At 73.3% G+C, this 13,996-nt stretch carries 11 protein-coding genes and 1 pseudogene; all 12 read right to left on the bottom strand.

Annotated features, from left to right (window positions below):
* Positions 1-132: 132 nt before the first annotated feature.
* Positions 133-744: a glycerol-3-phosphate responsive antiterminator gene (locus HII36_RS47825; RefSeq protein ID WP_217370868.1), complete on the bottom strand. Its 612-nt coding sequence runs from the start codon at positions 742-744 to the stop codon at positions 133-135.
* 10 nt (positions 745-754) lie between these two features.
* Complete coding sequence (locus HII36_RS47820) at positions 755-2,308, bottom strand: FAD-binding oxidoreductase (protein ID WP_173530036.1); 1,554 nt, start codon at positions 2,306-2,308, stop codon at positions 755-757.
* Positions 2,309-2,374: 66 nt separating this feature from the next.
* On the bottom strand, positions 2,375-4,048 hold the full coding sequence (locus HII36_RS47815) for a glycerol-3-phosphate dehydrogenase/oxidase (protein ID WP_173530035.1): 1,674 nt from the start codon (positions 4,046-4,048) through the stop codon (positions 2,375-2,377).
* The gene (locus HII36_RS59400; protein WP_407940883.1) at positions 4,045-4,785 is read right to left on the bottom strand and encodes an FGGY-family carbohydrate kinase; all 741 of its coding nucleotides are present in this window, start codon (positions 4,783-4,785) and stop codon (positions 4,045-4,047) included. The genes HII36_RS47815 and HII36_RS59400 overlap by 4 nt, the downstream gene beginning before the upstream one ends.
* 42 nt (positions 4,786-4,827) lie before the next feature.
* Positions 4,828-5,571: pseudogene (locus HII36_RS59395) on the bottom strand (FGGY family carbohydrate kinase); the annotation flags it as partial.
* Positions 5,568-7,001, bottom strand: a complete 1,434-nt coding sequence (locus HII36_RS47805; protein WP_173530033.1) for an MFS transporter — start codon at positions 6,999-7,001, stop codon at positions 5,568-5,570. The pseudogene HII36_RS59395 and the gene HII36_RS47805, both read right to left, overlap by 4 nt.
* A gap of 171 nt (positions 7,002-7,172) precedes the next feature.
* Entirely contained in the window at positions 7,173-7,475 is a 303-nt protein-coding gene (locus tag HII36_RS47800; protein ID WP_173530032.1) for a hypothetical protein, read from the bottom strand.
* Between the two features lie 58 nt (positions 7,476-7,533).
* A complete protein-coding gene (locus tag HII36_RS47795; RefSeq protein WP_173530031.1) occupies positions 7,534-9,225 on the bottom strand; it encodes an ABC transporter ATP-binding protein in 1,692 nt (563 codons plus the stop codon).
* Positions 9,225-11,744, bottom strand: a complete 2,520-nt coding sequence (locus tag HII36_RS47790; protein WP_173530030.1) for an ABC transporter ATP-binding protein/permease — start codon at positions 11,742-11,744, stop codon at positions 9,225-9,227. Before HII36_RS47790 ends, HII36_RS47795 begins: the two co-directional genes overlap by 1 nt.
* Positions 11,744-12,400: a TetR/AcrR family transcriptional regulator C-terminal domain-containing protein gene (locus HII36_RS47785; RefSeq protein WP_173530029.1), complete on the bottom strand. Its 657-nt coding sequence runs from the start codon at positions 12,398-12,400 to the stop codon at positions 11,744-11,746. Before HII36_RS47785 ends, HII36_RS47790 begins: the two co-directional genes overlap by 1 nt.
* Before the next feature lie 130 nt (positions 12,401-12,530).
* Complete coding sequence (locus HII36_RS47780; RefSeq protein WP_328808222.1) at positions 12,531-13,568, bottom strand: hypothetical protein; 1,038 nt, start codon at positions 13,566-13,568, stop codon at positions 12,531-12,533.
* A 48-nt stretch (positions 13,569-13,616) separates the two neighbouring features.
* On the bottom strand, positions 13,617-13,996 hold a 380-nt coding region (locus HII36_RS47775), incomplete at its 5' end, for a histidine kinase (RefSeq protein WP_236004740.1).

Here is a 13,996-nt window from a genome sequence, read left to right as displayed (position 1 = left end):
CTCACCCCACCGCCCGAGAATGGGCCGCCCGAAAACGGGCCGCCGGGTGGGGACCGGAGCGGCGCGAAGGCCGTCCGGCCGCACCTGGGCAGGCGTCATCGCAAGGTCCTTCCGGAAAGAGAGAGTCGGCCGTCAGGAGGCGCGCAGGGCCGAGCGGCGCAGCTCCCACAGCTCCTGGTCGGAGGTGCACACGCCGACCGCGCCGTGCCGCAGCGCCTCGACCACGTCGTCGGCGCTGCTGACGAACCCCGCCGCCACGTACGGCACCCCGACCTCCCTGACCTGGCGCTCGACGTGCCGCAGCACCATGGCCGGCATGAGCTGCACCAGGTCGGGCTGGGAGCGGGTGATGGACTGCAGGCTGCGCCGCAGGTTCGACCGGTCGGTGACGAACACCTTCTGCATGGTCAGCAGCCCCAGCCCGGCCGCCCGCTCGATCATCGCCTGCCGGGTGGAGACGATGCCGATCGCGCCGATCCCCTGCAGGTACGCCAGCGCCCCGGGATCGTGCCCGAGCCCCGGCGTCGAGTCGATGTTGACGAGCCCGATCTTCCCGGCGGCCCGGGTGCGTTCGACCGTGGCCGCCAGGTCGCCGAGCGGGATCGAGGCGAGGATGCCGAGCGGCGTGGCGGTCGTGGTGAACTTCTCCACCATCGCCACGCCCACCAGCGAGGCCATGACGGGATGCGTGGCCAGGGCCGTGAGCAGGCGCCGGTCCACGGGACGCTTGTGGCGAGAGTTCACCGCATCCACCTTAGTGTGCCGAGGTGTCGGAGGGTCCGGGCAGCCCCAGCTTGCCGGGGTTCATGATCCCCCGCGGGTCGAGCGCCTGCTTGACCGCGAGCAGGGTGGCGAACCCGCTGCCCAGCGCCCGCTCCATGTACGGCGAGCGCAACAGGCCGACGCCGTGGTGGTGGCTGATCGCCGCGCCGTGCTCGATGAGCACCTCGGCGGCGGCGTCCCAGGCGGCCCGGTACCACTCCCTGCGCCGGTCCGGCTCGACGTCGCCGCGCAGCGAGAAGTACAGGCAGGCGCCGTCGGTGTAGGCGTGCGACTGGTGCGCGGAGGCCCGCAGCGTGCCGGGCACGGCCTCGATGGCGGCCACCACCCGGTCGTACAGCTCGGGCAGCGCGGCCCACGGGCCGGCGATCTCGCAGGTGTCGGAGACGAACCCGGGGCCGCGCACGAAGCCGTCGGCGGCCTTGCCGACGATCATCCGCTCGTCCAGCCAGCGGGCGAACACCTTCTCGCCGTCGAGCGTCACCGACGCCCGCTGCCCGCAGACCTCCCTGGCCACCGCCATGACGGCGTCGACCAGCGCCGGGTCGCCCTCGTCCGCGATGAGCAGCAGGTTGGTCTCCGGGTGGCCGAAGTGGGTGCCGCTCTCGTGCGCGTCGTACAGGCGCAGCGCGGCCGGGGTGGCGCCGCGCTGCAGGATCTCCCGGCACGCGTCGAGCCCTGCGGCGAAGCTGTCGAAGCCGTAGGCGACGCCCACCGCGTAGTCGGGCAGCCGGTGCGTACGCAGCCGCAGCCGGGTGATGACGCCGAGCGTGCCCTCCGAGCCGATGAACAGCTGCCGCAGGTCGGGGCCGGTGGCCGCGCGCGGGTAGGTGCCGTAACTGGCGGTGGTGCCGTCGGGCAGCACCACGTCCAGGCCGACGATCATGTCCTCGATCTTGCCGTAGCGGGTGGAGAGCTGGCCGGCGCCGCGGCAGGCCGCCCAGCCGCCGACGGTGGAGATGGCGAACGCCGACGGCCAGTGCCCGGTGGTGGCGCCGTGCGTCTCCTGCAGCTCCTGCTCGAACAGGTCGCCGAACATGCCCGCCTGCACCTCGACGATCATCGACTCGGCGTCGAAGGACAGGATGCGGTTGAGCCGGCACACGTCCAGCACCACGCCGCCGTGGATCGGCAGCGCCGCGCCCAGCACGTTGCTGCGGCCGGCCGAGACGGTCAGCGGGATGCGGTGCTCGTGGCAGATCCGCACCACGGCGGCGACCTGCCGCTCGTGGGCGACCTCGACGATCACCGCCTCGGGGGTGGCGGGCCGGCCGGCGGTCTCGCCGATGGAGGTGCCCGCCCACCAGTCGCGGGTGCGCAGGATCACCTCGTCCCTGTCGGTGTGCACGGCGGCGGCGGCCGCGCGCAGCTCGGCGACGACGCTCTCCGGGACGGGCACCACCCGCTCCTGCAGGCTGGCCGGGCCCGCGCCGGGCGGCGTGTCGGCGGCCCAGCGCGGCGGCGTGGGCGCGCCGACGACGTAGTCGCCGCGGTTGAACGGGTGCGTGACGGTCTGCCTGCTGATCATGAATGTCCCTCCGTGACGGTCTGCTCGGTGATCATGAATGTCCCTCCGTGACGCGCTGCCGGGCGATCACGAAAGCCCCTCCATCAGCACGTTCTTCTCGCGGTCCACGCCGCGCACGTAGTCCTCGACCTGCCTGGCCACCTCGTCGTCGGTCAGGCCGAGCTCGCGCTGCAGCAGCCGGCCCACCTCGGGGGCCGCCTTGACCGACAGGTCGCGGGCGAAGACCCGCAACCTGGTGCGCCGCGACAGCACGTCGTCGACGTTCCTGGCCAGCTCGCACCTGGCCGCGTAGACCACCTCGGCACGCAGGTGCCCGGCGCCCTCGACGACCGGCTCGGCCAGCGACGGGTCGGCCGCGATCAGGTCGGCGACGAACCGGGCCTCGGTGCCGTACCGCTCGCCCAGGTGGGCGCCCAGGCCGCCGGTGGCGGTGGTGGCCTCGGCGTCGTAGCCGGCGCCGCCGAGCAGCGGCAGCCGCGCCGTGCGGCACCGCGCCTGCCTGCCGAGCACCTTCAGCGCCTCGTCCACGGCCAGCTCGCCCATGTGCCTGCTGGTGGTGAGCTTGCCGCCGGTGACGGTGACCAGTCCGTGGACGTCGGTGGTGATCTGGTGGTCGCGGCTCATGTCGAGCGTCGCGCCCTCCTTGGCCCCGACCAGCGGGCGCAGCCCGGCGATGGAGCCGACGACGTCGTCCGGGGTGAGCCCGGCGTCGAAGGCGGTGTTGGCGCCGTCGAGCAGGTACTGCATCTCCTCGCGGGTGCACAGCACCTCGTCGATGGAGCCGTCGTAGTCGGTGTCGGTGGTGCCGAGCACGACCACGTCGCCCCAGCGGGTGCAGGTGGCGCGGCGGGCCCGGCCGGGCACCGGGACGGTCACCGTGCCGTCGATCGGCAGCCTGGTCCACGGCACCACGATGTGCACGCCCTTGGCCGGGCGCACCCGGGGCCGGTGACCGGGGTCGGACAGCGCGTCGAGCGTGTCGGTCCACACGCCGGTGGCGTTGACCACCACGCCGGCGCGCACCTCGACCTCCCTGCCGTCCACCTCGATCCGCGCGCCGCGCACCCGGCCGCCCTCCTTGACCAGCTCGCGGCAGGTGGCGCCGTTCAGCACGGTCGCGCCGAAGTGGGCGGCGGTCCTGGCGATGGTCAGGGTCAGTCGGGCGTCGTCGGTGCGGCTGTCGTAGTAGAGCAGGCCGCCCTTGAGCCGGTCGGCCCGCAGCCGCGGCGCCCTGGCCAGCACCTCGGCCGCGCTGAGCCGCTGGTGCAGCCGGCCGATGCGCCAGCCGCCGGCCAGGTCGTACGTCCACAGCAGGCCCTCGAAGGCCTTGGCGATGCGCGCGTCGAAGACGCCGTCCTGGGTGAGGATGGGCAGCACGAACGGCAGCCGCCTGACCAGGTGCGGCGCGTTGCGGCGGAAGCGCTGGCGCTCCAGCAGCGAGCGGCGCACCAGCGGCAGGTTGCCCTGCTCGATGTACCGCAGCCCGCCGTGCACCATCTTGGACGACTTGGACGAGGTGCCCGAGGCGAAGTCGTCCCGCTCCACCAGCGCCACGCTCAGCCCGCGGGTGGCCGCGTCCAGCGCGGCGTAGCAGCCGGTCACGCCGCCGCCGACGACGAGCACGTCCACCGGCCTGGTGGCCAGGCGCTCGATCTGGGTGCGGCGGTCGAGCAGCAGCGGGGTGCGCCTGATGGCGCTCCTGGTCTCCGATCGTGGCTTGCGTTCTGGAAGCCGGATCACGAGGGGGTTTCCTCCTGTACGTCTGTGATGTGCCGGTCGAGCAGGTCACGCCAGGCGGCGCGGGCCTGCTTGCGCGCGGCGTCGGGCAGCGCGGGCTCGAAGACGGGGACGTCCCCGAGCCCGGCGAGCGCGGCGGGCAGGTCGGGCCACAGCCCGGCACGCACCCCGCCGAGGTAGGCCGCGCCGCGCAGGCTGGCCGTCTCGTTGGCGCGGGCGCGGCGCACCGGCCGGCCGATGAGGTCGGCCTGGGCGGCCATCAGCACGTCGCTGCTGGCCAGGCCGCCGCCGCAGAACAGCTCGGTGACCGGCGCGCCGAGCGCCCGCTCCACGCCGTCGAGCAGGTCGCACACCGAGTGCGCGATGCCCTCCAGGACGCCGCGGGCCAATTCGGCCTTGGTGGTGGACAGGCTGAGCCCGCTCAGCACGCCGGTGGCCTCCGGCGACCAGTACGGGGTACGCGTCCCGGCCAGCGCGGGCAGGAACCGCACCCGGCTCGGCCCGGGATGCTCGGCGGCCAGCGCGGACAGCTGCGCGGGCGAGTCGAACAGCCCGATCTCCTCGCACAGCCAGCGAACCGCCGAGCCGGTCGTGGCCGCGTAGCCCTCCAGGCTGAAGGTCGCCGTCCCCCGCGAACGCCAGCCGACCAGGGTCAGCACCCCCGGCACCGGACGGCGATGGGCGGGCGGCCGGTCACCGGCCACCGCGTCCAGGAACGTTCCCGTGCCGTGCACGCACATGGCCTGGCCAGGCCGGTGCGCGCCGAGCGCGATCATCGCCGCGTGCTGGTCGCCCATCACCGACAACACCGGCAGCCGGACGCCCAGCACCGACGGGTCGGTGTGGCCGTAGTCGCCGTCCTCGTCGAGGATCCGCGGCAGCACGTCGCGCGGGCAGCCGAGGAAGTCCGCCCACGGCTCGTACCAGTCGCCGGTGCGCAGGTCGTAGGCGCCGGCCGCGACCGCGTTGGTCGCCGACATGACGTGCCTGGCGCCGCCGGTGAGCCGCCACACCAGCCAGGTGTCGATCGAGCCGAACGCCAGCCGGCCCGCCTCGTGCGCCCGCCTGGCGGCCGGATCGTCGCGGATCACGTCCGCCGCCCACAGCAGCGAGGCGCGCGAGCCGACCGGCCGGCCGGTGTGCTCGATCAGCCGGGCGTCCCAGTCCGGCTCCCAGGCCCGTAGCCGGGCGGCGTAGCGGCGGTCCTGCCACACCACGGCGGGGGTGAGGGGCTCGCCGGTGGCCGTGTCCCACAGCAGCACGGTCGCGCGCTGGGTGGCGATCGACACGCCGGTGACCTCCACCCGGTGCTCCCGAGCCCAGTCCAGGGCCTCCTGGCAGACCTGGGCGGTCTTCGCCCAGATCTCGCTCGCGTCCTGCTCGACCCGCAGGTGGTCGGGGGAGTGGACGGAGATCGGCCGGTAGGCGGGCGGCGCGGCGGTGCCGTCGTCCAGGACGATCGCGGCCCGCGTGCCGGTGGTGCCCTCGTCGATGCTGAGCACGCCCCGCCGTGGATGCGTCGTCATCGCCGTCCGTCTCCCTTCGCCAGCGCGATGGCCTCCTCTTCCAGGTTGATCGAGACCCTGGTCGGATCCCACTTGATCAGCAGGCAGGTGACCAGGCCGACCAGCGGCACCACCGACAGGACCATGAGGCTCGCGCCTACCCCGATACCCGCCTGGAGCTGCGGGAACAGGTAGAGTCCCGCGACCGAGCCGAGGCTGCCGAGCATGCCGGTCACGCCGGTGCCCAGGGTGCGGATGTCACTTCGGTACGACAGCGCGGCGATGGACTTGCCGTTCGGGCCCGGTCCCGCGGAGTGGAAGAAGATGAACAGCACCGGCAGCATCGCGGCCAGCGCGACCGGCAGCTGGTTGAACGTGGCGCCCATCACCAGCAGCGCGATGAACACCACCGCGTAACCGGTCATCGAGCTGACCCGCAGGCCCAGGCGGCGTCCCGCGTAGGCGGACAGACAGCCGCCGACGATGCCGACCGCGTTGAACGCCATCGACCCGATCGTGGCCTTCTCGAACTCCCTGCCGAACAGCTCCAGGCTGATCACCGGCAGGTACCAGCCGACCGCGAAGTACTGCATGGCCTGGGTGAGCGAGATGACCGTAGACAACACCGTGCGCGGCAGGTACGGCTTGCGGAACAGCACGCCCGCGTCGCCCATGCCGACCTGCCTGACAGGCTCGGCGGCCGGTCCGGCCTGCGGCGCGGCCTCCTGGACGTCGAAGCCGTACATGCGGCGCAGCGCGGCGGCCGACTCGCGCAGCCGGCCCTTGGCGGCCAGCCAGGTCGGGCTCTCCACCAGGAACGTCAGCTGCAGCACCAGCAGCACCAGCGCGAAGACGGCCGAGGAGCCCACCGACCAGCGCCAGATGTCCGCGCCCACGTCGAAACGGTAGAACAGCAGCGTGAGCAGCAGGTTCGTGGTGGTGGCGGTGTACCAGACGCCTTGCCAGAAGTTGAGCCGGCCCTTGAGCCTGGCCGGGGTGTACTCGGCCAGCAGCGCCATGGCAACGGCGAAGTCGATGCCGTAGGCGATGCCGACCAGGCCGCGTCCGGCGAACACGGTCTGGAAGTCGGAGCCGGCCGCGGTGAGCAGCGCGCCGAGCGCGAAGATGACCTTGGTCATCAGCAGCGGCTTGATCCGGCCGATGCGCGCGGCCAGCCAGCCGCCGAACGGGTTGGAGATGATGGCGATGGCCGGGGCCATCGCGGTGAGCACCCCGACCTGGCCGGGAGACAGGCCGAGCTGCTTGACCATGGGGGAGAGGCCGGCGCCCAGCGCCGCGTTGGAGTAGGCGTCGAGGAACAGGCCCGCCAGGGCGAGGAACCAGATCCAGTTCGCCCGGCCGGGCAGCCTCTTGAGTGTGTCGATGAGTCCGGCCGCGTCTGCCGCGTTGCGCAGCCGCGTCGTTGTGGTGTCCACGGGGGCGTCGCTCATGCCCAGCCGCCTTTCAGGGGGGTGAAAATCCCTTGTCAGCGGTCCAGGAACGACAGAAGGCACAGACGAAGACCACTGACAGGGATGTCTTCGTCTGTGCCTGTCGGTTGACGGGACGTTATGCCCCAGACGTCCGGTATGTCAAGCAGTGGGAGTGCGGTGACCTGCGCTTCAGCACAGGTTGGCCCCGTCGAACGTGCGCGGGCCGCGCGGGATCTGGGAGCTGATCGTCCAGCCCGGCTGGACGGTGTGGCAGGCGCCGTCGCCGCCGTGCGCCCACACGATCTTCAGCTTCAGCGTGCCCTCGCAGTCGTTGCGGGCGTAGCCGGTCTTGGTGATCCTTCCTGTGGTGTGCCAGACGGTCACGCACATCGGCGCGTTGCCCGCGGGGACGGCGGCCACCGCCGGGGTGGCGGTCAGCAGGCAGCCGGCGGCGGCGACGGCGGACAGGGCGGTCTTGGCTGAGAGACGCACGGGGGTTCCTTCCGTTGAGAACCTTGCCGTCTCTTTGTAATCGACCGACTACTCACAGTCAATGAACCAGGCTCCAGCCCGCCGCCTGCTCCCGGTGGCGCCAGTAGGCGGCGAACCTGCCGTCGCGGGCCAGCAGCTCGGCCGGCGTGCCGATCTCGGCCACCCGGCCGCCCTCCAGGAAGACGATCTGGTCGGCACGGGCGATGGTGCTCAGCCGGTGCGCCACGATCAGCGTCGCCCGGTCGCCGCCGCCGGACTCCAGCGCGCCGACCACGGCCCGCTCGTTGCCGGTGTCGAGCGCGGCGGTGGCCTCGTCCAGCAGCAGGATCGGGGCGTCCTTGAGCAGGGCGCGGGCGATGCTGACCCGCTGGCGCTCGCCGCCGGACAGCGTCGCGCCCCGCTCGCCGACCCGGGTGTCCCAGCCGTCGGGCAGCCGCTCCACCAGCTCGTCGAGCCGCGCCGCGCCGGCCGCCGCGCGGAACCGCTCGTCGTCCGCGCCCGGGTCACCCAGCAGGACGTTCTCGCGCAGGCTCGACTCGAACAGGTAGACGTCCTGGAAGACGATGCCGAGCCGCGCCATCAGCACGGCCGGGTCGTAGCCGCGCACGTCGTGGCCGCCGACCAGGACGGCGCCCGCGTCCACCTCGTGGAAACGGGCGATCAGCGACAGCAGCGTGCTCTTGCCCGCGCCCGACGGGCCGACGACGGCGGTGGTGGTGCCGCGCTCGACGGTGAAGGAGACCCCGTCCAGCACCGGGTGCCCCGGCTCGTAGCCGAAGCGCACGTCACGCAGCTCCAGCGCGGGCGCGCCCGGCTCGGGGACGAGCGGCGCGCCCTCGAGCACCGGCGCGTTCAGCAGGTCGCGCACCCGCGCCAGCGTGCCGCGCAGGTTCTGCAGCGCGGGGGACAGCTCGGCCAGCGTGGTGAACGGCTCGATGAACCTGACCGCCACGATCAGCAGCGCGACCACCTGCGCCGCCGACAGCTCCGACAACACGGCGGTGGCCGCCAGCGCCACCAGGACCGCCTGCGTGGCCAGGCCGAACATCAACTGTCCAGGCAGCCCGAACCCGACCAGCCGCAGCGTCGCCGCGCGCTGCCGGGCCAGCGCCCGGCCCACGGCCGTGCCCTCCGTGCCGGCCCGGCCGGCCGCCCGCAACGCGCGCTGGGCCCTGGCCAGCTCGATGATGCGCTCGCCGGCCTGCGCCGACGCCGCGGCGTAGGCGTCGTCGGCCGCGCGTACGCAGCGCATGCTCGCCCACATCGCGGCCAGCAGCACCGGCACCGCCGCCAGCGCCACCAGGCCCAGCGCCGGGGCGAACGGCAGCAGGCCCAGCCCGATCAGCGCCGGGGTGAGCAGCGCGTTCACGGCCGGGGTGACCAGCCAGGCGATCGCCTGGCACAGCTCGCGGCCCGAGGACGTCAGCGCGCGACGGCCGGCCGAGGTGCGCTCGGCGGTGAACCAGCCGAGCGGCGTGCGCCGCAGCCGGTCGAGCAGGCGCTTCTCCAGCCCGTTCAGCAGCTCGAAGCCGATGGTGAAACCGGCCCGCGCGACGCGGTGGTCCAGCGCCCAGCCCGCCGCCACCAGGACGGCCAGCAGCGCGATCCACGGCAGGGCGGCCTCGCCGGCGAACAACGCGGACAGCAGCGGGATCAGGCTCAGCACGGTGCCGGCCCTGACCAGCGCGCTCACCGCGAGCAGGGACGCGTAGCGGACGAGCGCGCGGCGGTCTTCGATCAGTTTCAGCATCACGCGCTCACTTCGCTGGGGCGGGCCGCCAGCCACAGCTCGCGGTACAGGCCGGGGGTGGCCAGCAGGTCCTGGTGCGTGCCGCGTTGCGCGACGCGCCCGCCATCGAGCACGACGATCGCGTCGGCCCCGGCGATGGTGTGCAGCCGGTGCGCGATGACCAGCACGGTCCGCCCGGCCACCAGCCGGCTGAGCGCCTGCTGCACCTGGTGTTCCGACTCGGGGTCGGCGAAGGCGGTGGCCTCGTCCAGGACCAGCACGCTGGGATCGGCCAGCAGCGCCCGGGCGATGGTGACCCGCTGGGCCTCGCCGCCCGACAGCCGGGCGGCCGAGTCGTAGCCGCCGGGCAGGCGCATGATCCGCTCGTGGACGCCGGCCGCCCGCGCCGCCCGCTCCACCTCGGCCCGGCTCGCCTCCGGCCTGGCCAGCGCGATGTTGTCGTGCATGCTGCCCTCGATCAGCGCGACGTCCTGGAAGACGAACCCGACCTTGCGGTACAGCTCGGACAGCGGCAGCTCCCGCAGGTCGACGCCGTCGAGGGTGATCCGGCCCTCGACCGGGTCGTGGAAGCGGGCCAGCAGCGCGGCCAGCGTGGACTTGCCCGCGCCGCTCGGCCCCACCAGCGCCGTCACCGTCCCGGGGGCCAGCTCCAGGTCGACGCCGTCCAGCACGGAGGGGCGTCCGTCGTAGCCGAAGCCGACGTTCTCGAACCTGACCGTGTGCCGCTCGCCCGCCGGCGCCCGCGGCCGGTCGGGCTCGGGCAGTTCCGGCTCGTCCAGCAGCAGGCCGATGCGCTGCGCCGCGGCCAGCGCCTCCCTGACCGAGCCCATCCCGTACGCCGCCGCCATCAACTGGCTGCCGAAGGTCACCCCGAGCAGCAGGAACGGCAGCAGGTCGGTGGTGGCGAGCAGCCCGCCCGACACCATCAGCCCACCGGCCACGATGATCAGCAGCAGCGACGTCAGCGGCCGGGTGACCAGCTCGACCACCGTCTTGCGGCTCGACAGCGGCCGCTGCCAGGCGTCCAGGAAGCGGGCCCGCTCGGCGAGCGTGGCGCGGAACCCGCCCGCCGGCCCCGCATCGTACGTGCGCACCACGGCCAGCCCGTCCAGGTAGGCGACCGCTTCCGCGGCCACCCGCGACTCCCACACCGTGAACTGCGCGAGCTGCGCGGTCGACGCCTGCACCATGCGCGCGGTCAGGACGGCGAACACCAGCAGCGGGACCAGCAGCGTCGCCGCCAGCCAGCCGGAGACCGAGAACAGGTAGCCCAGCACGGCCAGCGGTGTCACCAGCGCGGCCACCACGTCGAGCACCGCGTGGGTGACCAGGTAGTGCAGGTCGGCCGCGTCGTCCTGGACGGCCTGCTTGACCCGGCCCGAGCCGCGCGCGGTGAACCAGCCCAGCGGGAGCCTGGCCAGCTTGCCGACCACGCGGGAGCGCACCTCGTGGCCGAAGCGGGCGTCCAGCACGTGCATCGCCACCACCAGCAGGCCGGCCAGGGCCGTGCCCGCGCCCATCAGGATCAGGGCGAGCACGCCCAGCTCCGCCAGCCCGCCGCCTTGCTCATCGCTCAGCAGCCGGCGGCACAGCTCGGCCAGCAGGACGTACGGGGCGAGCTGGAGCAGGGAGACCACGGCCTGGAACAGGCCGGCCGCGAACAGGCGGGGACGCAGCGGGGCCAGCAGCCGCGCCCCCGCCCGCGACCGCCACCGCCCGACCGGCTGCGCGGGTTCCGCCGTCTTCGCGGGTATCGCCGTCTCCGTGACCGGCTGGCGCTCGCGGTCGGCGCCCATGGCCTTGCCCTTGGTCCAGTACGCCCGGCCGTGTACGTCCGGCTTGGGGAAGCCCAGTTCCTTCAGCCTGGCCCTGGCATGCTTGGTCGCCGACATCTCGCCGGTCACCCAGGCGTACCAGTTCGACCAGTCGCGCTCGCCGATCGCGCCGGCCAGCGCACCCGGATCGTCCGCGGGCAGCCAGGTCGGCGTGCAGCGCGGATGCGGGACGATCGGGATCAGCGGGTCCTCGTCGTGGTAACGCACCAGCAGCAGCTCGACCGGCGTCGTGCCGGGCACCGCGGCCAGGATCGCGTTGATGCCGGGCAGCGAGGCCGCGTCGCCGATCAGCAGGTAGCCCTCCGGCGCCGGGTCGGGCGCGGCGAAGTGCGTGGAGGCCCACCTCGTCACCGACACCGCGTCGCCGATCCCGGCCCGCCGCGCCCACGTGGACGCCGGGCCCGCCGGCTCGTGCAGCACGAACTCCAGGGTGATGCGCCGCAGGTCGGAGTCGGGGTCGACGAGGGTGTAGCCGCGCTGGTGCTCGCGTCCGGGACGGTCGGGGTCGGGCGCCCACAGGCGGACCCAGGCGGCCGGCTCGAACGGCTGGCCGTCGAAGAGCGTCGGCGCGTCGAACGTGATGCGCCGGTAGTGCGGGGTGAGGTCCTCGATCGCCTGCACGGTGATCGTGTGGTCCTGGGCGCCGAACGCCTTGGCGACCGCGCCGCCGTACCCTCTGGCCATCAGTGCGCCGTCCTCGGGACGACGAGCGGCGCGCCCGGCGGGAACGTGGCGACCAGCCCTTCGGCGGTCGCGGTGAGCAGTGTCACGAAGTAGTCCTCCGGGGTGTGCGGGGGGATGCCCGCCAGGGCCTGCCGCAGCAGCGGGGAGCCGGTCATCGCGGCCATGGCCTCCTCGGCTGCCTGGGGTTCGAGGTGGGCGGCGCGCTCCTGCTCGGCGATGGTGACGCCGAGGGTGATCGTGGCGATCGCGGAACTGAGCACGGTGGCGGCGGCCGGGTCGTAGCCGCGCCGGCACAGGGCGTTGATCTGGTGCTCCAGCAGCCGGACGCCGGACGCGCCGCGCGGGAACAGCCGCTGCAGGTACTCGGCCGTGCCCGGATGGGCGAGCGTGAAGCGGCGCAGTTGCGCGGCGAAGCCGACCAGGTGGGCGACGGCCGGTTCCGCCGGGTCGTCGACCAGCGTCAGGTCTTCCAGGATCGCCTCGCCGACCAGGCTCTCCAGCCGGGACCGGCTGGGCACGTGGCGGTAGATCGCCGCGGTGGTGACGCCGAGCGCGTCGGCCACACCCTGCACGGTCAGCTCGGCCAGGCCGATGCGGGTGCCGGCGCGGATCACGTCCCGCAGGACGAATCCGGCCGTGCGGCCGCCGGTTTTCATAGGTTAGCCTTCCCTTAGTTACGCCCCATAACTTAGAAGAAGGATCAACCGGGCACAAGGGGCGAAAAATCGGGATGTCGGCACGACTGCGGGGTTCTTGGGTCAGCCGGGTCTGTTTCGGGACTCTTGGTCACGGCCGGGAGTGGCCGCGTCCGTTCGTGATCAGGCGGGTCGCGCGCAGGGCCGCCCAGAGCAGCAGGGCGATCAGCCCGGCCAGCGCGTACTCGATGGCTGGGATCCGCACCGCCAGCCCGGCCGCGCCGGCCAGGTCGCCGCGGACGGCGTGCACGACCACGAGCGAGCCCGTGTAAGCCCCGGCCAGCACCCACCGGACGGCGACCGGCAGCCCCAGCCCGTGCATCTGGGTGATCACGAAGACGCCGAGGAAGCCGAACAGGAACATCGGCCACAACCCGTCCGGCCCGGACGTCATCACCGCGACCAGCGTGCCGTGCACCACGACCAGCAGCTCCAGGGTGAGCGTCCACCAGCGGGCGGTGTGCGCCCCGGTACGGAACAGGCTGCCCTGCAACAGGAGCAGGAACAGGTAGAAGAAGCCGATGAGATGGCCGCCGGTGGCCACGGCCGGGTGGTACCAGAAGGTGTAGACGGCCGCCCAGGCGAACAGGTAACCGTGGTAACGGCGGGCGAACCCGGCCACCTCGGCGCCGATCGGAGCCGGCCGGCCGAAGAACAACCCGCGCCGCCGGTTCTCCAGGATCAGCACCACCACCAGGAGCAGGACGACCGACCCCTGCGAGCTGAAGATCGACACGTCCTGGGCCAGGCCGTCGTAGAACAGGTGCGTCTGGAGCACGTGCAGCAGGACGAAACCGACGTTGACCGCCAGCGCCGCCACGTTGACCGGACGCAGACCGGCGTCCCGGCCGCGCGCCGCAGTGCGCCCCCGGTGGATCAGCCACCAGAACGCCACCTGATGCGCCGCGTAACCGGCCCAGGCCGACAACCGGGTCCAGAAGGTGGGCTCGGGCAGCTTCCAGTAGTACCAGGCCGCACCCTGGTCGGGCCGCAGCGCCACGGTCTCCAGCCGGTCGCCGAGCAGCCAGATCAACCCGGTCAGGACGGCGGCCCCCGCGACCCCGGCCGCCAGGACGACCCCGGGCCGCGACCGTCCCAGCGCCTGACTCGCCGAGGTGAAGAGCGTCACGACTCTAGGCTGGGTGAAGAGCGCCACACCCCGCACCATACGTGCCGATCAACGCAAATCGTAGATCAGTTCACGGATCTCCGCGCTGACCGCGTCCATGGCCTGACGCAGGTCGAGCAGCAGCCGATCGGCGGCGGCCGGCGTGGTACGCAGCCCGGCCCTGGCCGCCTCGATCGCCGCCGCCATGCCGCCCAGCGCGTCGCCGAGCCCGCCGTGCAGATCCAGATACAGGCGGCGGCGTTCCTCGGCGCGGATGGCGTCCACACGTTCACGGCAACGGCGCAGGTCGGCGGCCAGCAGGACGGCGTGCGCGGCGTCCGCCACGTACGGCGTCACGGCTTCGAGCACCCGGGCACCGGCCGCGGAGGGGCCGACCAGCAGCAGTCCCACCTCCCGCCCATGCCACACCAACGGCACCTCCCGAACCA

Origin of the sequence: Nonomuraea antri (assembly GCF_013283785.1) — a bacterium.
Lineage (GTDB): Bacteria > Actinomycetota > Actinomycetes > Streptosporangiales > Streptosporangiaceae > Nonomuraea > Nonomuraea antri.
This window is presented reverse-complemented; position numbering and strand designations above follow the sequence as displayed.